This is a genomic window from Martelella alba (assembly GCF_006516955.1).
Lineage (GTDB): Bacteria > Pseudomonadota > Alphaproteobacteria > Rhizobiales > Rhizobiaceae > Martelella > Martelella alba.
The window spans coordinates 282,641-301,703 of sequence record NZ_VHLG01000001.1 but is presented as its reverse complement, the minus strand read 5'-3'; the positions used below and the strand labels follow the sequence as shown (position 1 = coordinate 301,703).

Below are 19,063 nucleotides of genomic sequence, written 5' to 3'. Positions count from 1 at the left end.
ATTCCTAGCTTTGCGCATCGGGCCTGTATGATCAGTGAAGGCTTGGCCCCCGTGTTTCGATGCGGAAGAACCAGGTGACGAGCGCGCCGACAAGCGAGGTCGCGACCAGCCCGTAAAGCAGAATGCTGGTGCCGAGATCGGCGAGCAGGATGGGAAACAGAAAGGCCGTAAGACAGGCGCCGATCTTGGCGAAGGAGGCGGCAAAACCTGCGCCGCGACCGCGTATGGCCGTCGGGAAAACTTCACCGGCCAGAAGATAGGTCTGTGCATTCGGACCGATATTGGTCATGAAATTGAACAGCATGAAGCCGGTGAAAATCATCGCTGTCTGGGTGAGGCCGCTATAGGCGCTGGATTGTGCGGCAATGAAAAGACCGGCAGCGCAGCCGATAAAGCCGAAAACCTGAAGGCCGATCCGGCCCAGCCGATCGGCCAGAAGAACGGCGAAGACGATACCGACGAGGAGTAGCAGATCAAGCAGCGCCGCGCCCTTCGAGGCGATGAGATCATTGTGGATGAGATCGGAAATATTTGCGGCATGCTGACGTTCATGGCCGACAGTGGCCGCCAGAATGGTCGGCGTGAAGATGCCGATACCGTAAGTGCCGAGATCCTGCAGGAACCAGGGCACTGACGCCAGGATCAGCGCCCGCCGATTGCCCCTGGCAAAGAGGGCGCGATAGCCCGTCTTCTCTCCATGGTCTGCCTGTTTTTCTTTGGCTTTGGAGAGGAAGATCGTTTTGGGGTAGGGCGGCCTGCGTCTCAGCAGCTTTTGAAGCTCGGTTTCAGCCGCAGCGTGCCGTCCGGCAGCCGCGAGCCAGTGCGGGCTTTCGGGAATGAAAAACCGCGCGGCGAAGACCGCCAGCGCCGGAATGATGGCGGCTGCATACATGAGCCGCCAGGCGCTGATGGCAGGATCGAGTGTCAGGATGATGAAGCCGAGAACAGTGCCGGCAATCGCGCCAACCGCCTGAAAGCCAAAGGCCGACAGGACCAATCCGCCGCGCGAACCGGAAGGCGTGCTTTCCGAGATGATCAGATGCGCGGTCGGGTAATCGCAACCGAGTGCCAGCCCCATGCCGAAAAGACAGATGATCAGCCAGGTGAAATTGGGCGTGAAGCAGATCAGCACCAGAAAGGCGATGAAGAGCCCCAGTTCAGCAATGAATATCCGCTTGCGGCCGAAATGATCGGAGAGGCCGCCAAGTGCGCTGGCACCGATCAAGATCCCGAACAGTGAGGCAGAGCCGACCAGACCATGCTGGCTGGCATCAAGGCCGAATTCCTTTGCGATGAGCGGCAGCGCCACGCCGGTCATGAAGACCACCAGTCCCTCAAAGAACTTGCCGGCGATCGACAGCGTCCATATCCGCCATTGCATGGCCGTCATTTTCGGGCCCGGCGCCACCGTGCCATCATGCCAATAGGGGCATTCATCCAGATAGGACTGTACCGTCTTGAGCTGAAAGCTTTCGGTTGTATCGGCCTTTATGTCCACAATGATTTCTCCCGGCAAAACACATGGCTTTGAAGCGCAGGTTATGCATAGGAAATGCATGTATGATTTTGATGACAAGCAAAGGTAGCGCGCCCGGCACGGTTGCAGAATAGCATGCTGAATTCAGTGCTGGTTTCCGGCTGTAACCGGTTGCACGGGGTCAGGCAGTATATGGCGCGGCTGATTCTTCCGGCAGGGCCCGGCTGCGGGCTTCATCATGAATGCGCCGGATGCGATTGCTCCAGCCGGTTCCGAAATGCAGCCAGCCGGGCAGGGTTTTGAGAAAGGCGAGGCGTTGCGTGCAGATGGCATCAATGACCGCGCCGATGTCCTTGACCTGTTCAAGTGCCTGCCCGGTCTGTTGGCCGAACACGCCATCAATGGCAAGCTGAAGCGCGGGTGAGCGTTGCTGGTTCAGGGCCTGCTGCAGCCAGGAAACAGCCCGTTGCGGTCCCGAATTCACAGCCGCATCAAAGACCGCAAGGTCAATGCCGGGCGGCAGCTGGCTGCCGCCGATGGGATCCCAATAGCCATGGCGATAGATAGCTCCAACCTCGTCAGCGCCGATAGTCTTGACGTTACAGACCGGCAATCCCTCTTCGCTGCGATAGCGATCATAGGTCTCTTGGGTGATGCCGTGCATGGTCGCACCGCCCGGGTCTTTCGGATCGTCGCTATAGCCGCCTTCTTCCCGAAGCGTGGCCTGAAGACAGGCCGCGAACGCGTCCATGATGTTTCCTTTTCCGGGCGTTTGAGATATCGATGTCAATCTAGTTGACTGTTTCGGCAAAACTATGTCCGCCGTTGAGGTGAAGCCAGTCCTTGCCGTGGTGGTTGAAACTGGCATTGACTTTCTTGATATATCCATTATTCTGGATATATGGATGATAAAGATGTAATCACAGCTCTTGCTGCCCTGGCTCAGAATACCCGGCTTGGCTGCTTTCGCTATCTGATCGCGCGTGAACCGGAAGGCGTCCCCGCTGGGGATCTGGCGCGTCAGTTGGGGGTTCCGCAGAACACGATGTCGGCTCATCTGGCGACCATGACGAATGCCGGCCTGCTGGTGGCAGAGCGGCAGGGGCGGTCAATTTTCTACCGGGTCGATCTCGAAGCCTTTCGCCGTATTGTCTTACATTTGTTGCAGGATTGCTGCGGCGGAAATGAAGGTCTGTGTGCACCCTTGATCGCCGATCTGGCAATGGAATGCCGGTCATGCCCGCCAAAGTCTCAAGCTAGTGGTTCTGAAAGGGACGAACATGACTGAGAAAGTCTTTAATGTACTGTTTTTATGCACGGGCAATTCTGCACGGTCTATCATGGCAGAATCCATTCTCAATTCTGAAGCAAACGGCCGTTTCAGAGCCTGGTCGGCGGGCAGTCATCCCAAGGGTGAGGTTCATCCGCTCGCGCTTAAAACGCTGAAGGAACTTGGATATCGCAGCGAAGGCTTTCGCTCGAAGAGCTGGGATGAGTTCTCAACGTCCGGGGCGCTGCATTTCGATTTTATTATCACGCTTTGCGACAGCGCTGCAGGTGAGGCCTGTCCGATCGCACGGGGTACTGCCAAGCGTGCCCATTGGGGGATCGAAGATCCTGCGGCCTTTGAAGGGACGCAAGCTCAAAAAGAGTTGGCATTCCACCAGGCGGCACAGTTTCTCAAGAGCCGGATATTGGCATTTACGAACCTACCTTTGGAGACCATCGAGGCGATGGCTCTGGAAAGCAAATTGAAGCAGATCGGCGGCATGGATGGCGCCACTGAGCTTGCTGGAAAGGGGGCGTAAATGTCTCTGTTTGAACGTTACCTCACCCTGTGGGTGGCCCTTTGTATCGTCGTCGGGGTTGCTCTCGGGCATTTGTTTCCGGCCGTGTTCCACGCCGTCGGCGGGTTGGAGCTTGCGCAGGTCAATCTTCCGGTTGCTGTCCTGATCTGGCTGATGATCATTCCGATGCTGCTGAAAATCGATTTTTCCGCCCTCGGTCAGGTTGGTCGCCACTGGCGCGGCATTGGCGTGACGTTGCTGGTCAACTGGGCCATCAAGCCCTTTTCGATGGCGCTGCTCGGCTGGCTGTTTATCGGCTGGCTTTTCCGGCCCTTGCTGCCCGCAGACCAGATTGATTCCTATATTGCCGGCCTGATCATTCTGGCCGCAGCACCCTGCACGGCCATGGTCTTCGTTTGGTCGAACCTGACCAGGGGCGAGCCGCATTTCACGCTGTCGCAGGTGGCGCTGAATGATACGATCATGGTGGTCGCCTTCGCGCCGATCGTCGCGCTTCTGCTCGGCCTTTCGGCGATTACAGTGCCGTGGGATACGCTGGTGCTGTCGGTGGTTCTCTATATCGTCATTCCGGTCATCATTTCTCAGATTATCCGGCATGTCCTGATCACCGACGGCGATGCCGCGCGGCTCAACGCCCTGCTGCAGAAGATCCAGCCGGTTTCTCTGGTCGCGCTGCTGGCGACGCTGGTGCTCTTGTTCGGCTTTCAGGGTGAGCAGATCATCGCCCAGCCTGCCGTGATTGCGCTTCTGGCCGTGCCTATTCTGATTCAGGTCTATTTCAATTCCGGCCTTGCCTATCTGCTTAACAGGCTGAGTGGCGAGCAGCATTGTGTGGCAGGGCCGTCGGCGCTGATTGGCGCTTCCAACTTCTTCGAGCTGGCCGTTGCGGCGGCGATCAGCCTTTTCGGTTTCAATTCGGGTGCGGCGCTGGCAACAGTGGTCGGCGTTCTGATTGAGGTTCCGGTCATGCTTTCGGTCGTCTGGATCGTGAACCGCTCGAAGGGCTGGTACGAGCGCGGTCCCGCTGTCACCCGAACAATTTCCACTTTATCCGCCAGCGAAAAGGCATGACCATGGACGTCACCATCTATCACAACCCCGCCTGCGGTACTTCCCGCAATACACTTGCGCTGATCCGGCATGCCGGCATCGAGCCGACCGTGATCGAATATCTCAAGAACCCGCCAAGCCGCGAGGCGCTTGAAAAGATGATCGCCGATGCCGGACTGACCGTGCGTGCCACGCTCCGTCAGAAGGGGACCCCCTATGCCGAGCTTGGCCTTGATGATGCCGGGCTCAGCGATGATCAGCTGATTGATGCCATGATGGAACACCCCATTCTCATCAATCGGCCATTTGTCATCACACCGCTTGGCACGCGTTTGTCACGGCCCTCGGAGGTGGTCCTCGAAATTCTGCCGCAGGAAGGTCTGACCACTGCTTTCTCCAAGGAGGATGGTGAAAAGGTTCTGGACGAGAAGGGGCAGCGGATTGGTTGATTTGCCTGCAGCCGAGATAAATGTGCTCGAACGTCCCGATCCTGATGCACTTCGTCCCGCCTTTTCAACACATCCGCCCCGCATCCTCATCCTTTACGGTTCGCTGCGGCAGGTGTCCTATTCCCGGTTACTGGCCGAGGAGGCGGGTCGGCTGCTTGAATATTTCGGCGCCGAGGTGCGTTTTTTCGATCCGTCCGGCATGCCGTTGCCCGACGATGCGCCTGCGAGCCATCCTAAGGTTCAGGAACTTCGAGGCCTGTCGGAATGGTCGGAGGGGCAGGTCTGGGTCAGCCCCGAGCGGCACGGCGCCATCACCGGCATCATGAAGGCGCAGATCGACTGGATCCCGCTTGCAATCGGTGCCATCCGTCCGACACAGGGCAAGACACTGGCCGTTATGCAGGTGTCGGGCGGCTCGCAAAGCTTCAACGCCGTCAATACGTTGCGGCTCCTGGGGCGCTGGATGCGGATGATCACGATCCCCAATCAGAGCAGTGTCCCGAAGGCCTATACGGAATTTGATGCCGATGGCCGGATGAAACCTTCTTCCTACTACGACCGTGTGGTCGATGTTTGCGAGGAACTGGTGAAATTCACCCTGCTGACGCGCGATACGGCCCATTACCTGACGGATCGCTACAGCGAACGCAAGGAGGAGGCGGCAAAGCTGGAAGAACGGGTGAAACTCAATTCCGTTTGATCTGATCTTTTTGTGCGGCGGCATGACTTGCCGCCGCTTGCATTCTGAATTCGAACTGTTGCGGCCGAGGTCGACCGGTGTGGCGCAGACGTCAAAACGGCGTTTGTCGCCCTAGGACCGATCCCGGGGATGGTGCAAAGCCGAACCGGGTCAGGCAAGTCGCCCAATCCACAGTGCTATGCCTGGAATTTGAGGAAGATGACCTGACTGCGCCAGTTCATAAAATGCTGGATGACGTCGCTATCGAGGTAATTGAGCAGGGCATGGATGGCGTTGATGATGGCAGCGTCGATCAAGGAATCGCGATTGCAAACGCTGTTTTCGATGCAGCAGAAAAACACGATGAGAACGAATGAAAAACACCGTGTGACATCGTGTGACTTTTTGAAGTCACAAAGTCACAAATTTGGTCACAAATAAGTCACACGAAATCTGCAAGTAGCTGATTTAATTAAATAAAATGGTGAGCGCGCAGGGGTTCGAACCCTGGACCTACTGATTAAAAGGCAATGACATATCGTTTAAAATCAATCACTTACATGGTTAACGTTGTTTGATATGATGCGCCGATTGTCACTGTTTGATGAAGCTTGTCCAGTGCCAAGACAGGCTTCGCAAACAGTATATCCATTGTCCCAATAAGGGTGCCAGTGCAGCTTTCCTCGGCCATGGCAGACGGGGCAGGGGGAGGCTCGCGTTATGGGCGGGTTTTGCATGTCAGTTGTTCTCGACAGCCTTCAGCACGCGTTCAATGAGGATGTTTTGCGTGTCGATGGATTTCGCTTGGGTCTCGATGGATCTGGATTGTGATTTCATGCCTTCTTCGATCCTGGCAAGCCGGTCGATCGTGTCGTCGCGATAGGCTTCGACCCTTGTAACGCGGCCGGCCACAGCCTGCATCTCTACCTTTGTTGCTGCTTTGTCGTTGAGGTCTTTCAGGCTCTGCTTGATCTCGGCAATGTCATGGCGGCTCTGTTCCGTCTTTGCCTCCTGATCGAACCAGGCAGCAACCACACCGAACAGCACGACCAGGATCGTGATGATGTTCCCAACACTCAACTTCTTGTCGATCCATCCGTTCGTTGCGGTCATGATATCACCTATGCGAAACGTTCGGCCGGTGTTGCCGGTGCAATGTCGAAAGCTGCAAGGCTCGCCGGCACATCACCGTTAAAGCGCATGTTGATGTGATAGCCGGACACAGCTGCCATCTCGGCATAGCTCAGATCTTCGCCGGTTTCCGCGTCCGTGGCGGTGATGGTTTCACCAGTAGGCTCATAGACGGTACCGGTGCCCTGACCGCAAACGTGAAGAACAAAAGCCGTGCTATTGGCGAGTGCCCCCATGGTCGGGAGCTTTTCGCTTTCAGCATCCGGGACGATATCCTCTACTGCAAGTGCAGCGAGTGCGGCCGTTTCATCGGTGAATTTCAGAAATACGTCGTTCATGATGTTGCGCTCAAAGTTTGGAGCGCCGCGTCGGTCGCGGCCCCATCATAGATAGCGAATTCGTTGCAAAGGAGGTTGATATAGGCACCGCCGGAAACAGCAGAACCAATTCTTCCAGTGTAGAATGCAGGAAATCCAGTAATTGCGCTATTGGTGTAAACTGTACCCCCATTACCGCAGATTTTTAGCTCTGTTGGCGTCTTACTGACGGCTACACGAGCCCTTTGAGCAAAGGCATACGTTGCATCTAAAGCGGCGACATTACCTTGGGAGGCTCCATCAATAAATACTTCAGCCAACCAACGTCCATTTGCGCCATTTCTGGTCAGGCTGAACCTGTTAGAGTTGTATTGAGTAGACCCAACAATATCTATTGCACGCGTATATACACCAGTTTCAGTTTTATACGGCACAAAGTCCAGAACCATCGTCCACTGGTCACGGTTGAACAGAGCGATATCCTTGTCGTTGAGCAGGCACTGATCTTCAGCGCGGACGCCTGCGCTTGTGGTGATGTTTGGGATAATGCCCGACGGCCGAGTACTAAGCTCAGCCTGCATGGCCCAAAGATCAACATACTCCCCTGTTGTGGCACTGTATGGACCAGCGCCAAGCTCAAAACCGTCAGCAGCATCCGCTGCCATTGTCCAGCAGGCACCGAGCCACCAAAGTCCTCCGCCAAGCTCCCTCGCAAACGTATTGGTGATCGTCCCTGCATAGGTTGTTGGTGCAGTTACAACGCCAGTCGAAAAAGTGAGTTGTGCTGTAGATGCGTTCAGCGTTGTCTTGTTACGGAACGTCAAAGCGGCAGTGGCGCTTGTGCCTTGCACAATAAGGCAATGACCGAAGATCGTATCACCAGCAAGGCGGGCAACGGCTGAATTTAAGGTTCCACGGTTGTATGTCGCGCCAGTTGATGCAATACGAAGGCCATGGTCGAGGTCACCGATTGTCGTTGCGAGGTTTGTAAAAGTCGCTGCCGTATTGGAATAATTCTGCGGGTTTGTTTCGGAGCCAAGCAACCCGCTCTCCGGCCCCTCGATCGACAGCTGCCGTATGTCATTCAGCCAGGTGAACCCTGGCACATCGGCCGTGATGATGCGAGGCAACACATCGCTGTCGAGATTGAGCTTTGCCCCTAGCCGCGTGATCGGGGAGATTTCAGTGTTTGTGACGTCTTCCATATCGGCCCTTCAGATCGCGTAAATGTCGTTATTGTGGTCAGCAAGCAGGACTGGTGCGGTCATTTTGCCGTTGATCTCGATCCGGTATTCGCGAAACTCAGCGTCTGTCTCATAGAGCGCATACCGTGCGGTATTGTGGTTTGCGATCAGCAACGGCGAGTAGCTGTTGCCATCAGTCATCTCGGCCAGATACTCATCATCCAGCCACCATTCCGACCCAGCATTGCAGCGCCGCCAGGGAGAAAGCGCCAGCAGTCCGGCGCCGGGCGTGCCGCCAGAAAGCGATGTTGCGCGCAGCTTGCCGAGCGAGGTTGTCATGCCACGCTCACCACGGCATTCGGCGAGGTGGAGCCGGAAAGCGTAACAAGCACATTCCCTACCGAGATGAACACCACCTGCTGGATCACGTCGCCATTGTCATCGACATTCGCGGCCGAAAGCTTGGCGTCAGCCACCGGCACGGCAACGGCGTCGTCATCCTGCAGCTTGGTGTAGATGCGCAGCGTGCCGCCGCCGAGCGAGCCGGAATAGGAGAGCACGCGATAGCCCTTGTCGCAGGCCGCCTCGATCCCGAAATTGGTTTCGCCATCAGCGGTCAGTGTTTTCGTTACCATCCCAGCATCCTTTCTTTTCCCCGGCGAGATCGTTGCCAATGACGCGATCGGCAGCTGGCCGGTCGACCTTGATCAGCGCCACCGTGGCAGCGGCCGAAAGATTATTCTTCACGAACGGTGCGCAGCCCGTCGCACTCTGGCACCCGGCCAAGGTAAGAAACGCAAAGATCGTAAGCAGACATGGCCTGAATTTTCGCATCGTCCTTCGTCCTCTGGTTCCATTCTTCAAGCGCCTGCTGCGCAATGGCGGCTCTTTCGGCCGCCTTGCCCGTCTCACGCGCTTTCGGCAGAAAGATCAGTTCACCGATCACCACCATCAGCGCGACGCCTACAAGGCCGCCAGCGAGCGCGGGGAGGCCCGCTTTCAGCCAGGCGATCACAGCTTCCAGCCTTTCGCCTTGGCAAGGCGGTAGAAAATCTCGGTGCCTGAAGCGGCCACCACGCCAATAAAGGTTGCGGTGACATTGACGAGATCCGGATCATGCGAAAGCTGATCGCCAAGTCCCCAGGTGGTCAGCGCACCGGCGACGTAGCGCAACAAGATCCGCGCAACAGCGCCATTGATACCCATATTCATGCCGTCCTCCTGGCGAAGATTGCCTTGATGAATGCCGCAATGACTGCGCCAAAACCGCCAGCGGCGGCCGGTTCTGGGTCTGCTGCGGCATCCGTTTCAGATGCTGCGGCTTCAGGCTTGGAAGGTGCTGAAGCTGGGTCTGCCGCCATGACAAGACCATTCGCGCGCATCCGGCCGACACGGGCGCGCCAGCCCTTGCCAAAGGTCGGATAGGTTTTCAGCTTCCGCAGCATCGCAAGCCGGCGATCGCAGACGTCGTTGATCAAAGCGGCATGGTCACTACAGCTGGAGAGTGCTTCCAGCGTGGCAGGGCCAATCAGCCCGTCATCCTTCAGCGGCACCTCAGAGGCCTTGAGCGCATTCAGCCCGCGCTGCAGCCATTTCATTGACTGGCCGGGTCCGGAATTCACAGCCGCATCAAACACGACCAGGTCAACACCGAACGGCAGCTGGTCGGCCTTCACCAGATCCCAATAGCGACTGCGATAGATCGCCTGCAGCTCATTATCGGTGATTTGCCGCACATCACGGGCCGCAAGCTTTCTGGAGCGGCGATAGGTGTTGTAGACGGTCTGGATCACGCCTTTCATCGTCGCACCGCCGGGGTCGGAAGGGTGGTTCACATAGCCGCCTTCCTCCGAGAGCACCAAGGCAAGGCATGCAGAAAATTGGGTCATCATTGATCTCCCTTAATAGTCGGCGGTGTAGCTTTGTGGGGTTTTCTGCACGGTGACAGACACAGTGCCTGAACCAAGTGTCCGGCTGTCAGTCTGTTGGTTGAAGGCATAGACCGTAACGGTGTCCGTTGACTGCACGTAACCACTCAGCAATACGCCGAGGGCATCGAGGCTGAAGTCAACCGTGACAATGTCGCCAAGCCGTGCACCTGGGACGCTAAACGAAAGTCCCGTTGAAGCCCCTGCTGCAAGCGTTCCAGGCTCCCATGTGCTGTTTCCAAAGATCTTCGGCAGAGAGCGATCGGAACGGCCAGCCTGAAAGTATACCGGCGCAATGCGGTTCCCCAGACAGGTGTTATCATGATAGGCGATGTAGTTAAGGTTAGAGCTTTCTTCGAGGTATCCATAGCCCTGCGTCTTAGTCCCTTGACGATCGAACATATGGTTCCCGATTATCTTGGAATAGGAGGCACATGTGTCTTCATCGATGTAACGCGCAACAATACCGCCGTTGAAAATCAGCCCGGCATCCTGAACACCATCAATGAAATACTGGCAGCAACTATCGATCGTGTTGTTCGCAACGAGGGTGTACTGACCACCAAACATAATTCCAGGTCCAGCCGCGAATGCGATATGGTTTCCGAGAACCTGGTGATAATTTCCCCAAACTTCGATGCCGATGCAGGCAATACCAGCCTCATCAAGCTCAACACCAGACGACGTTAGTGTGTTGTGTTCCACGGTAACGGCGCCAGAATACTCCGAATTTTCCAGCGTGATGCCTCCGCCGTAGGCCCAGCCGTCAAACTGATTGCCCAGAATTGCGCCGTAGTACTGGTTGACATTAATGCCGATATTGAGAAACCTGCTATTGATGATGCGATTATTTCGGCTTTCCTGCCCGGCCGAAGACTGGATGATGACACCTTCAGAATTGGCAGTTCGCGCTGTTGCTGCGCGGAAAGTACTGTCTTTCACCTCACAGCGATTAACGCCTTGCATCAGCACGGTGTAGGGCGTGCAGTTCTCAAAGAGGCAGTCAGCAATCACACACTCGGTCGAAGACACCAGTGAAACAGTTGGATAGGTCGACTCATAGGATGCATCGCCCATATCAATGGTGAGGTCTGCCAGGGTAAACTTATCAATGGTATTGCCGACGAATGGCGCAACCGTGTAAGTGCCAGCAAGAGCCTTCAGTGTTGTGCGATTTTTGCCATTACCGGCAATCTTGACGTTCGAATAAACATCGATCACACCGGGCTCAAGCATGTAGAGCCCGTCACTCAGTTGCACTGTTCCGCCGCCATCAGCCGAACATGCATTCACTGCTGCCCGGATGTAATTCCAGTCAGATGATACTCCATCACGCGGCGGGCCGAATGCATCAACTTCATAACCATTTTTGGTCTTCTCAACGCGAAGCCTTACGCCGCCTGTGGTGGCAATATGGTATCCGCTATGCAGCACCGCATCTGCCGCTACGACGACGTAACTGTAGATACTGTTTCGCAGTCCGACAATGTCGCCAACATCCACGACAATCGTGTTTTCATCGCCTTCCGTATAGGACAGGCGGGTGTCTGCCAGCAGTGCTGCGGGGTCATCAAACCAGATCCCTTCAAACAGTTTCGCTAGCTGAGCGGCCTTATTGGCCTCATCAGCGTAACCTTCAGCGGATGCGATCTGTGCAGCATCAGGTCCGGGGATCAGCCTGTCGCCCATTTTCATCAGCGTCTGGCCGTCTTCCAGCGCTGGATCGAGCGTGAGGCCTTGGCCGCCAGGCTCAACCTTGATTGCCAGATCTAGATCACGCGCCAGCTCCTGGGCAATGATCGTGAGGCGATCGAGATCATCGTCGATAAGCTTTGATGCGAACTTTCCATCCCTGACAATCGAGGCCAGCCGTTCGATTACTGCCGATCCAGCCACAAGGATTTTCTCACCGGATGTGCGGCCAGCATCGAAAGTCACTGTTCCGCCAGCTGCAGCGCCGGCGCCGGTTATAGTAAAGCCGCTGTCGATCGAGATCCATTCGCCAGTCGCATATGAGGAAACCGAAACATCTTCTTCCGCCTGAAAAGGGAAGGGAATGGCGAAGGATACCTGCCCGCTGCTGGCGGTATAGATCTCGTAACGAGGATCCTCCTCGATTGGCAGGACAGTGCTCATTCAAAACCCCGGTTTTTGCTCCAGGGTCAGTTTTTCATGAGCGGCGTGGCGTCAACCGCAATATGCTGGTGCCGTGAGAATGCGATAGGGTTTTCTAGTTGTTGGAACAGTGATTATGTATGATCTCACAAATTTGATGTGCCTGAGGGGAAATCATGAAGCGATTGCTATTTTCCATCTGCATTGCTCTTGCAGGATGCTCAACAACGACAGCGCCTGCGGGATATTGGTATCGTGATAGTGATGGCCTTCGCGTCGATGCCAACGAAACTACCATGGCTGCATTTAACAAGGATCGCGCGATTTGCGATGGAAAAGCAGCGCAGGCCGCTATCGACCGGAGCGTGAACGTTTCAGGTTATAACGACAGGCTCATAAACCTTATATTCGATGGTTGCCTGAATGAGCGCGGATATACAAGAAAGCCATAAATTTACTTCGCCGGCTCCACGCCAATTGCCTGATTGAAGCCGCCTTCAAGGCTGTCGAGAAGCTTGCGAATATAGAAAAGGTTCTGGAATGGTAGTAGCCGGCGCATCTGGCGTGTATCGCCGGCAGTCCATTCCACATCTTCACCAAGCCCTTTTGCCGCGAGTTTTGACAGCCTGGTCACGGCTGTTTCCATCTTGCCATAGACGGGACCCATCAGCGCCGCACCTGGTGAACGGCTGATATAGCGGGTGTCAGGCTGACCGGCGCCAATCAGGCGAAACGCATCGGCTGTGCCTCCAGTCCATTTTTCGAGCACCGCATTGCCTTCCTGATACCAGCCGAGAATGCCGCTCTTTGTCACACCTGCCTTGATCCAGTCGGCCGTATTCTCTGGTGCTTCGCGTCCGGTGATCCAGCGATAAGCCATGTCAGACAAGATCCCGAGGCCGATCGCGGAAACGACACCCTGCAAAGCCTGCATATCGCGGGCCTGCAGGCTTCGCACAAGCAGACGCTCATTCGCAGCCGTCACGAATGTCTTATATTGAAGCACCAAGGCAGCGATCGGCTTGCTCATCATCAGCGGCTTTTCAGCACCTGGCGTGATGATCATAATATCAACATCACGAGCAACAATTCCCTCAAAGGCTTCCGCTGCCTTTCTATCCGCCCAGTTTCCGGTGTTCGGCAACCGTATTCCGCCGATTTCATCCATGCCGCCGGGCGCCTGGGCAGCCTGCAAAATCCTGTCAGCCATCACCGCATCGATACCGCCTTCCGCGAGATCCCGGATCTGACGGCCAGATGCCTTTCCGTTGGCGAGCGCCTCGGCCGCGCGCAGGGTTTCACCGGATGAAATCATGCCCGCAGCCCACTTGCCGAAATCAGTCCAGATCGTTAGCCCGTTGGCGATGCCGAATTTATCCGCCGCAAACTCCATTCCGCGCTCAAACCGCGTTGTTGGCCGGTAGATATCAAGCACGTCATAGGCGCTGCGCATCCGGGTCGCCAGATATGTTTCTGCGGCAATGCCGAGTGTCTGCAGCTGCTCACGATATTTCAGCACGCCTGCTCTGGTTTCCCTGCTTCCCATAGCCTTGATGAATGGAAGCCAGGCGTGGCGGAAAGCGCCGGTAAAGCCATAGCGCCATTGCAGCCCCGCCATATCGGAAAGCGCTGAAAGCGCGGCGCCGCCAAGATTGGTGATCACATCATAGCGTGCGGCCGTCGCCGCAACGCGTCCGATAAGGCGAGAGCGCGGGTCACTCGTATAGCCATAGGTATGCCGAATACGGTCGCGCATTGCTGCGATATCGGCCTCGACACTGTCTTTCTTTCGGCCGATCGCGCGCCGTGCCTTTTCGTCGGGCGCGGCCTTTTCAAGCGCTGCCGCTTCCTCATTCAGCCGCTTGAAAACCTCCGTCATGTCGGCATCACCGAAGCGCTCTGTCAGCAGCACATCCGGCACCATCGTGTTCAGATAGCGGTCGCCAACGTGATGTGCATCCTGCTCAAGGAAATCGCGTACAAGGTTATCAGGGATCATGAAATTTCGCGCCGCCAGCGGGCCGCGCGCATTGGTTCCAGGAACCGTGCCGCCGCTTCCCTTGTGCGCATCATAAGGCAGCCGGCCATCAGGACCGCCGACGATACGATCGACGATCTCATTTGCGAGCGCATCAAGCTCCTGCCGATCGAGAATGCGTTCTCCGCTTAGGATGCGCTTGACGGCAAGATCGACCGCACTGTCGGCCGAGGTCATGCGTTTTGGCGTTCCCTTGAATTCACCTGCGTCGATCTTTGCTGTCCGCTCGGCTTCGGCTGAAGCTCTTGCCTTCAATGCGGCTTTTGCCTCAGCCGTGCTTTTGCCATCCCACTGGCTGACAGTATCCTCGATACGGCTCCGGAGATTGTCCCGTCTTGTTACAGCCTCATTCAGGCGGCGCGTCAGATCATCGATCTCGGCTGAAAGCCCGCTCATGCGGTCACCCAGCACGTTGCCACGATTTCTGACCCTGCTTTCGAAGACAGCGCCGCCGCGTGCATTGCTCTTGATTGATTTTATGCGGGATCCTGCATCCGGCAGGGTTTCGCGCATCTGGCCGGATCTGCGGAAAGCGAAACTGTTGATACTGGTTGCCTCACCAGCCTGAACACCAGCCTTTTGCAGCTTGCGTTGCGCCGTTGCCAGATCACGCTGAAGCTTGTCCACCGTCTCGCTATAGGTCTCGAGCAATCCCGCATCATCGGTAATCTGCGCCTGTAGCTTTGCCTTTTTCGCTTCCTCGCCCGCAAGCCAGTCCGAGAAGATCCGCACGGCTTCTGGCCGTCTGGCAATAAGTCGGTCTTTGTTCCAGATGCGCATGAAGTAGCTGTCGGCAGTCGCAACGCCAACGTCTTCCGGCAGCAATCCTGCCTTTGCCGCACGCTCTTTCCAGGGGTCGAATACGTTGCTGCGCAGCCACTGCGCCGCCTCCTGCGCTTCCGGAATAGCCGATTTGTCGCCATTGATCATGGCATTCGATACCTCGGCCTTGAAGGCCTCAAATGTGAGCTTGCCGTTTTCCGGCGGACGCATCAGATCCGAGACCTTGTCCTTCGTCCGCATGATCGTGTTTGGCACGCTTTCACCATAGCGATAACGGCTATAGGCATCTTCAAACATGCGGCTCATGCCAACACGCGCCTTGGAAACCGCGATCTTGACGCTTCGATCCAGCGCCGGTCCCTGCGTCGTCGCAATGCCCGCAACATTTTCGTCAAAGATATAGGGCGTCTCCACCAGGTCTGCTGTTGCACGCCTGGCCGAAACAAACGGCGAGGTAAGGACACGCCGGGATGGCGAAATCTTTGCGGTCGGATCGGGCAGCTTATCGAGACCCGGAACTGTTCGCATATCCAGCTGCCTTGTATCGGAAGCGGCCGCGCCTGCGCCCTGCGGCTGCGGCGCAGATCCAGCCACGTCGGCCCCGAATGCCTCACGGTCTGCCGTGAGCTTGGCAGCTATAGCCGATCGCTCGCTGCGGTTAATCAACGCCCCGGCGCCGGCGCCGAGCAAGCCGCCGAGAATTGTCGCCGAGCCGATATTCATTGCCATTTCTTGCGCCGAATAGTCCGGCGTCGTGGCATTCATCACAGCCTCGCCAAGCGCTGCGGTCGCGCCTGCCGTAAGGCCAACATCGGCGGCGATCCGCAATGTGGACGCCCCTGCAGCCGCACCGCGGAAAATCGGCAGGATCGGAACAAAGATCGTCGGATCGACCAACCCCATTCCAAGCGTTGCCACAGTTCCGGTCCAGCCGGAACGGGCGAGAACGGAACGCGCATGTTCGTCCTGATCCCACTCCTGTTTGATGGCCTGTGTTTCGTCAGCGTTGCGTGCATAGGCAAACCGGCCGGGATCGCTCTCATATTTCGTGCCGCGAATATCATCGAACGGATTATAGTTCGGGTCATAAAGCCCTTCGGCCCGGTTCTGAACATAACGCCAGCCACGATACGGCCAGTTAGCGATGGTTCCGGCTGCACCGATTGTTTGCACAAGTGATGGTGTTTCATCCGGCATCGCGGGACCGGCTGAAAGCGTCGGCCGCGCGGGAATATATTCGTCTGGAACCTGCGGCATATGTTCTGTCCTGTTTAGTGGCCCGGAGAGCGGGAACGGCCAAAACTGGGTTTCGGCTTATTGTCCGGAATATTGATTTCAAGAGGCGCTGCCGTTCCGCCCTGTTGCCGTGCCGCCTTCCGTTCTGCCGGTGTCATCGGCGCCATGCCGTTTGCGTCAGAGCGGTCCTGTTCGGCCTTGGCCATGGCATCTTTGCGTGCCGCCTCAGGATCAAAGAAATGCCGCAAGGGCCTGCCGGCATCATCCGTCAGGAGTTCATCAAAACCGGTTTGCGGATCCACGATCGAAATCAGATAGCCTGGCGCTTCATGCCGATCTGCTGCAGCTTCCGTCTTTGCATCGGAAACCAGCGAAAGCTGATCTATCTCGACACCAGCCGCCTTCGCCAGATCCTGCATTTCAGTCTTCAGGTATCGCTGGTTGCTGGCGACAGCGGGGTAGAATTTTTCAGGCGGATAAGCCATGAGCCTTCCTCCACGTCCACCAAGCGCGTCGGTACGCCCCCACACGGTTTTCATTGCCTCAATAGCCTGTTTCTGCGCCGCGTCGATATCGCCGATCCGCGAATAAAACTGGCCGACAAGCATCGTGTAGTCGTTCTGCATTGCCCGCTTGCTGGCATCGTCGATCGGCGCGCCGATATCGGCGATCCAGTTCGGATCCAGCTCGGAAACAATATCTTGAAATGGCACCTCGCGCGCCTTGGCTTCGCCGCTGGAAACCAGTGGCTTGACCCGTTCCTGCCATTGAGGATCTGCATGCTGTTTGAGCCAGTCCTGCGCTTCAGCCTGTGTTGCATAGCGCATCTTGCTTTGCCACACCTGAAGATCCTCCATCATCGGCGCGCCGAAAGTTTGCTTGACGGATAGCAGCCCGTCCGAATTGGCAAGAAAATCCATTTGCTGCATTACCGCACCAAACAGCGCCGGATCAGTTGATTTTCCCTGTACCTTCAGCGCATCAACTTCAGCCTTTGTAAAAAGCGGCATTTCAGTGCCGAGCACACCGCCTGCAATTCTCGCCGCTTGTGAACGGGCAACAAGTGATTGCGTGATGGTTCCGCTATCGGTGCTGTCGATCGGCTGGATTTCTACAATTCCGGCCGCTGCTGCCTGGCCGAGCGGGTCAGTCTCACGCGCCTTCAGAATGGCGGCCGCTTTTTTTGAGGCCGCATCATAGATCTTTTGCTGATCAGCATAGCCGTTTTGCCCCGGTTCCGGCTTCATATCCTCGACCAGGGCGGCGATATCATCAGCCGTCATGGCATCCATGCCAGACGTTGCGTCGTGGATATCAAGGCTCAGATTGCGTTCATCGCGGAATTTGGCAATCTCGGCCGGCGTGAAATACTGCTCAAGCTCGGCCATGGAGAGACCTGCCGACGGATCAAGCCCCTTGCCTGATGCTAGAACGCTGGCAATATCATCATCCATGAGCGTGGAAAGCTGCGCCTTGCGTGTCGCATTCGCCTGTTTCTGCGCCGTCGTCAGCGATGCAGCATTACTCAGCAGCGTTCGCTGCAGAGACTGGATATCACTCATGAACGCATCATTGAACGCGCCAAGCGCAGGATCCTGCTCTTTCCAGCGATCAACGAGACCAGCCGCGAATTCCTGTTTGGACTCAGGCGTCGGCAGCGCATCATAGGTTCCCTGGATACGCGCCTGGCTGGCGCGCATGGCGATATCCTGCTTCAGGGTCTCGCCCGCCGCCGGCGTGACTGTTCCTGCATCAATTGCAGCGTCAATGGAGCGCTGGCTGCTGGTAACAAGATCACCGACAACCTTGTCGCCATCGGGGTTTGCGCCATAGGTATAAGCTTGGCGCTCAATATTTACGCCCATGGCATCGATACCGGAAGCAAAGGCAGACTGCTCCTCAGCCTTCAGCTTTGCGCCGTAGGCGATTGCGGTCTGCCGTTGATAGCCGTCAGACGTTTGCTCAAATCCCTTTTGAAACGCCTCACGCAAAAGCGGGTCCGAAAGCGCAGGATCATTCAGATAACGTGTTCTGATTTCTTCTTTCGCGGCCGAAAATGCATAAGGATCATCGGGGTGATCCTGCTGCGCCTGAAACAGTTCGCGTGAAAGGCCGGACTGGACGCGCCACAGATATGCCGAAGATGCAGCACGGTCATAGGCTTCGCCAAAAACCGTACCGTCGCGGCGAAGCGCCAGAGGGCGCGGATCAATCGTTGTTCCCTTTCCGCCGCGTGTGCTGTCATCCTCAATGTGCCAGTTCTCGTTGGATAGGGGAAATTTCAGCCCATAGGCTGCGGCATTCTGGTGGATCCAGTCGGTGACCTCTTTAGGCGCCTTGGAGAGCGAAACCCCGTTATAGGAAACATCGGCGGCCATGCCTTTATTGTGCTGGCTGTGTCCGGGTGGCGCGACCCATTTGCGCGCTTCTGCTTCTGATCCGTATTTTGCAAGCGCCGCTGAATAGAGTTTGGCCTGGTGCTCATTCGAGCGGTAGCCGGAATAAATGCCAAGGCCAGACCTGATGTTGTCAGGTGCCGCCTGAAACAGGTTTGCCAGCTTGACCGAGAAGTTATCATCAAGCCCATGGATAGCCTCCTGACCCTTGTCGGTATGTTGCTGCAGATATCCTTTCGCAGCATAAGGGTCGCCCGTGGCATATTGCCCTGATGCCGGTGCCTCAACCTGTTGAGTGCCAGCCAGCAATCCGGCCCTTTGTGCCGCACCCTGAGCAAGGTCATAAATCCTGGTCGAAAGCGATCCTGCAACATCGGCAAGTTTCGCGGCAAATCCGCCCCCGCCGGTAACAGCTGATGGCACACCGCTGCCGGCGCGGCCCTCAGACTGAAGAGATCTGATCCTCGCCATC

21 protein-coding genes are annotated in these 19,063 nt (G+C 56.5%); 7 read left to right on the top strand and 14 right to left on the bottom strand.

What is annotated here, in order from left to right:
* Positions 1 to 31 precede the first annotated feature (31 nt).
* Both FJU08_RS01470 and FJU08_RS01465 read right to left on the bottom strand, forming a co-directional pair.
* Positions 32 to 1,498, bottom strand: a complete 1,467-nt coding sequence (locus FJU08_RS01470; protein WP_235890538.1) for an MFS transporter — start codon at positions 1,496 to 1,498, stop codon at positions 32 to 34.
* A gap of 160 nt (positions 1,499 to 1,658) precedes the next feature.
* The gene (locus FJU08_RS01465) at positions 1,659 to 2,228 is read right to left on the bottom strand and encodes a glycoside hydrolase family 108 protein (protein WP_181409713.1); all 570 of its coding nucleotides are present in this window, start codon (positions 2,226 to 2,228) and stop codon (positions 1,659 to 1,661) included.
* Positions 2,229 to 2,378: 150 nt separating this feature from the next.
* On the opposite strand from FJU08_RS01465, the gene FJU08_RS01460 reads away from it, so the two are divergent.
* The 6 genes from FJU08_RS01460 to FJU08_RS23180 all read left to right on the top strand — a co-directional run bounded on the left by FJU08_RS01460 (position 2,379) and on the right by FJU08_RS23180 (position 5,840).
* The gene (locus tag FJU08_RS01460; RefSeq protein WP_141147196.1) at positions 2,379 to 2,765 is read left to right on the top strand and encodes an ArsR/SmtB family transcription factor; all 387 of its coding nucleotides are present in this window, start codon (positions 2,379 to 2,381) and stop codon (positions 2,763 to 2,765) included.
* Complete coding sequence (locus tag FJU08_RS01455; RefSeq protein WP_141147195.1) at positions 2,758 to 3,285, top strand: arsenate reductase ArsC; 528 nt, start codon at positions 2,758 to 2,760, stop codon at positions 3,283 to 3,285. Before FJU08_RS01460 ends, FJU08_RS01455 begins: the two co-directional genes overlap by 8 nt.
* Positions 3,286 to 4,356: an ACR3 family arsenite efflux transporter gene (arsB, locus tag FJU08_RS01450; protein WP_141147194.1), complete on the top strand. Its 1,071-nt coding sequence runs from the start codon at positions 3,286 to 3,288 to the stop codon at positions 4,354 to 4,356. It begins immediately after the preceding gene.
* Positions 4,353 to 4,784, top strand: a complete 432-nt coding sequence (gene arsC / locus FJU08_RS01445) for an arsenate reductase (glutaredoxin) (RefSeq protein WP_181409712.1) — start codon at positions 4,353 to 4,355, stop codon at positions 4,782 to 4,784. The genes arsB and arsC overlap by 4 nt, the downstream gene beginning before the upstream one ends.
* The gene (arsH, locus tag FJU08_RS01440) at positions 4,741 to 5,484 is read left to right on the top strand and encodes an arsenical resistance protein ArsH (RefSeq protein WP_141147193.1); all 744 of its coding nucleotides are present in this window, start codon (positions 4,741 to 4,743) and stop codon (positions 5,482 to 5,484) included. The genes arsC and arsH overlap by 44 nt, the downstream gene beginning before the upstream one ends.
* A 224-nt stretch (positions 5,485 to 5,708) precedes the next feature.
* Positions 5,709 to 5,840 (top strand): hypothetical protein, encoded by a 132-nt coding sequence (locus tag FJU08_RS23180; RefSeq protein ID WP_268932101.1) that lies wholly within the window; start codon positions 5,709 to 5,711, stop codon positions 5,838 to 5,840.
* Positions 5,841 to 6,011: 171 nt separating this feature from the next.
* Here FJU08_RS23180 and FJU08_RS23290 read toward each other — a convergent pair whose 3' ends face one another.
* The 10 genes from FJU08_RS23290 to FJU08_RS01390 form a co-directional block, all read right to left on the bottom strand.
* Complete coding sequence (locus FJU08_RS23290) at positions 6,012 to 6,200, bottom strand: primase-helicase zinc-binding domain-containing protein (RefSeq protein ID WP_141147192.1); 189 nt, start codon at positions 6,198 to 6,200, stop codon at positions 6,012 to 6,014.
* Position 6,201: 1 nt separating this feature from the next.
* A complete protein-coding gene (locus tag FJU08_RS01430; protein WP_141147191.1) occupies positions 6,202 to 6,576 on the bottom strand; it encodes a hypothetical protein in 375 nt (124 codons plus the stop codon).
* Between the two features lie 8 nt (positions 6,577 to 6,584).
* Positions 6,585 to 6,932: a glycerate kinase gene (locus tag FJU08_RS01425; RefSeq protein WP_141147190.1), complete on the bottom strand. Its 348-nt coding sequence runs from the start codon at positions 6,930 to 6,932 to the stop codon at positions 6,585 to 6,587.
* Positions 6,929 to 8,116 (bottom strand): hypothetical protein, encoded by a 1,188-nt coding sequence (locus FJU08_RS01420; RefSeq protein WP_141147189.1) that lies wholly within the window; start codon positions 8,114 to 8,116, stop codon positions 6,929 to 6,931. Before FJU08_RS01420 ends, FJU08_RS01425 begins: the two co-directional genes overlap by 4 nt.
* Before the next feature lie 9 nt (positions 8,117 to 8,125).
* Positions 8,126 to 8,434, bottom strand: a complete 309-nt coding sequence (locus tag FJU08_RS01415; RefSeq protein ID WP_141147188.1) for a hypothetical protein — start codon at positions 8,432 to 8,434, stop codon at positions 8,126 to 8,128.
* Entirely contained in the window at positions 8,431 to 8,730 is a 300-nt protein-coding gene (locus tag FJU08_RS01410; RefSeq protein WP_141147187.1) for a hypothetical protein, read from the bottom strand. The genes FJU08_RS01415 and FJU08_RS01410 overlap by 4 nt, the downstream gene beginning before the upstream one ends.
* Before the next feature lie 101 nt (positions 8,731 to 8,831).
* Positions 8,832 to 9,110, bottom strand: coding sequence for a hypothetical protein (locus FJU08_RS01405; protein ID WP_141147186.1), 279 nt, complete (start codon positions 9,108 to 9,110; stop codon positions 8,832 to 8,834).
* Positions 9,107 to 9,307, bottom strand: coding sequence for a hypothetical protein (locus FJU08_RS01400; protein WP_235890537.1), 201 nt, complete (start codon positions 9,305 to 9,307; stop codon positions 9,107 to 9,109). The genes FJU08_RS01405 and FJU08_RS01400 overlap by 4 nt, the downstream gene beginning before the upstream one ends.
* Positions 9,304 to 9,984, bottom strand: a complete 681-nt coding sequence (locus FJU08_RS01395; protein ID WP_235890536.1) for a glycoside hydrolase family 108 protein — start codon at positions 9,982 to 9,984, stop codon at positions 9,304 to 9,306. Before FJU08_RS01395 ends, FJU08_RS01400 begins: the two co-directional genes overlap by 4 nt.
* Positions 9,985 to 9,996: 12 nt before the next feature.
* Positions 9,997 to 12,159, bottom strand: coding sequence for a right-handed parallel beta-helix repeat-containing protein (locus FJU08_RS01390; RefSeq protein ID WP_141147184.1), 2,163 nt, complete (start codon positions 12,157 to 12,159; stop codon positions 9,997 to 9,999).
* 155 nt (positions 12,160 to 12,314) lie between these two features.
* On the opposite strand from FJU08_RS01390, the gene FJU08_RS01385 reads away from it, so the two are divergent.
* Complete coding sequence (locus FJU08_RS01385) at positions 12,315 to 12,590, top strand: hypothetical protein (protein WP_141147183.1); 276 nt, start codon at positions 12,315 to 12,317, stop codon at positions 12,588 to 12,590.
* 2 nt (positions 12,591 to 12,592) lie between these two features.
* Here the strand turns inward: FJU08_RS01385 and FJU08_RS01380 are convergent, their stop codons facing one another.
* Together FJU08_RS01380 and FJU08_RS01375 are read right to left on the bottom strand one after the other, a co-directional pair.
* Complete coding sequence (locus FJU08_RS01380; RefSeq protein WP_141147182.1) at positions 12,593 to 16,216, bottom strand: hypothetical protein; 3,624 nt, start codon at positions 16,214 to 16,216, stop codon at positions 12,593 to 12,595.
* Between the two features lie 14 nt (positions 16,217 to 16,230).
* Positions 16,231 to 19,062: a M15 family metallopeptidase gene (locus FJU08_RS01375; protein ID WP_181409711.1), complete on the bottom strand. Its 2,832-nt coding sequence runs from the start codon at positions 19,060 to 19,062 to the stop codon at positions 16,231 to 16,233.
* Between the last annotated feature and the right edge of the window lies 1 nt (position 19,063).

Excerpts from the sequence above, each read along its gene's own strand:
- FJU08_RS01465 (WP_181409713.1), bottom strand. The coding sequence starts at position 2,228 with ATGGACGCGTTCGCGGCCTGTCTTCAGGCCACGCTTCGGGAAGAAGGC.
- FJU08_RS01460 (WP_141147196.1), top strand. The coding sequence starts at position 2,379 with ATGGATGATAAAGATGTAATCACAGCTCTTGCTGCCCTGGCTCAGAAT.
- FJU08_RS01455 (WP_141147195.1), top strand. The coding sequence starts at position 2,758 with ATGACTGAGAAAGTCTTTAATGTACTGTTTTTATGCACGGGCAATTCT.
- arsB (WP_141147194.1), top strand. The coding sequence starts at position 3,286 with ATGTCTCTGTTTGAACGTTACCTCACCCTGTGGGTGGCCCTTTGTATC.
- arsC (WP_181409712.1), top strand. The coding sequence starts at position 4,353 with ATGACCATGGACGTCACCATCTATCACAACCCCGCCTGCGGTACTTCC.
- arsH (WP_141147193.1), top strand. The coding sequence starts at position 4,741 with ATGGTGAAAAGGTTCTGGACGAGAAGGGGCAGCGGATTGGTTGATTTG.
- FJU08_RS23180 (WP_268932101.1), top strand. The coding sequence starts at position 5,709 with ATGCTGGATGACGTCGCTATCGAGGTAATTGAGCAGGGCATGGATGGC.
- FJU08_RS23290 (WP_141147192.1), bottom strand. The coding sequence starts at position 6,200 with ATGCAAAACCCGCCCATAACGCGAGCCTCCCCCTGCCCCGTCTGCCAT.
- FJU08_RS01430 (WP_141147191.1), bottom strand. The coding sequence starts at position 6,576 with ATGACCGCAACGAACGGATGGATCGACAAGAAGTTGAGTGTTGGGAAC.
- FJU08_RS01425 (WP_141147190.1), bottom strand. The coding sequence starts at position 6,932 with ATGAACGACGTATTTCTGAAATTCACCGATGAAACGGCCGCACTCGCT.
- FJU08_RS01420 (WP_141147189.1), bottom strand. The coding sequence starts at position 8,116 with ATGGAAGACGTCACAAACACTGAAATCTCCCCGATCACGCGGCTAGGG.
- FJU08_RS01415 (WP_141147188.1), bottom strand. The coding sequence starts at position 8,434 with ATGACAACCTCGCTCGGCAAGCTGCGCGCAACATCGCTTTCTGGCGGC.
- FJU08_RS01410 (WP_141147187.1), bottom strand. The coding sequence starts at position 8,730 with ATGGTAACGAAAACACTGACCGCTGATGGCGAAACCAATTTCGGGATC.
- FJU08_RS01400 (WP_235890537.1), bottom strand. The coding sequence starts at position 9,307 with ATGAATATGGGTATCAATGGCGCTGTTGCGCGGATCTTGTTGCGCTAC.
- FJU08_RS01395 (WP_235890536.1), bottom strand. The coding sequence starts at position 9,984 with ATGACCCAATTTTCTGCATGCCTTGCCTTGGTGCTCTCGGAGGAAGGC.
- FJU08_RS01390 (WP_141147184.1), bottom strand. The coding sequence starts at position 12,159 with ATGAGCACTGTCCTGCCAATCGAGGAGGATCCTCGTTACGAGATCTAT.
- FJU08_RS01385 (WP_141147183.1), top strand. The coding sequence starts at position 12,315 with ATGAAGCGATTGCTATTTTCCATCTGCATTGCTCTTGCAGGATGCTCA.
- FJU08_RS01380 (WP_141147182.1), bottom strand. The coding sequence starts at position 16,216 with ATGCCGCAGGTTCCAGACGAATATATTCCCGCGCGGCCGACGCTTTCA.
- FJU08_RS01375 (WP_181409711.1), bottom strand. The coding sequence starts at position 19,062 with ATGGCGAGGATCAGATCTCTTCAGTCTGAGGGCCGCGCCGGCAGCGGT.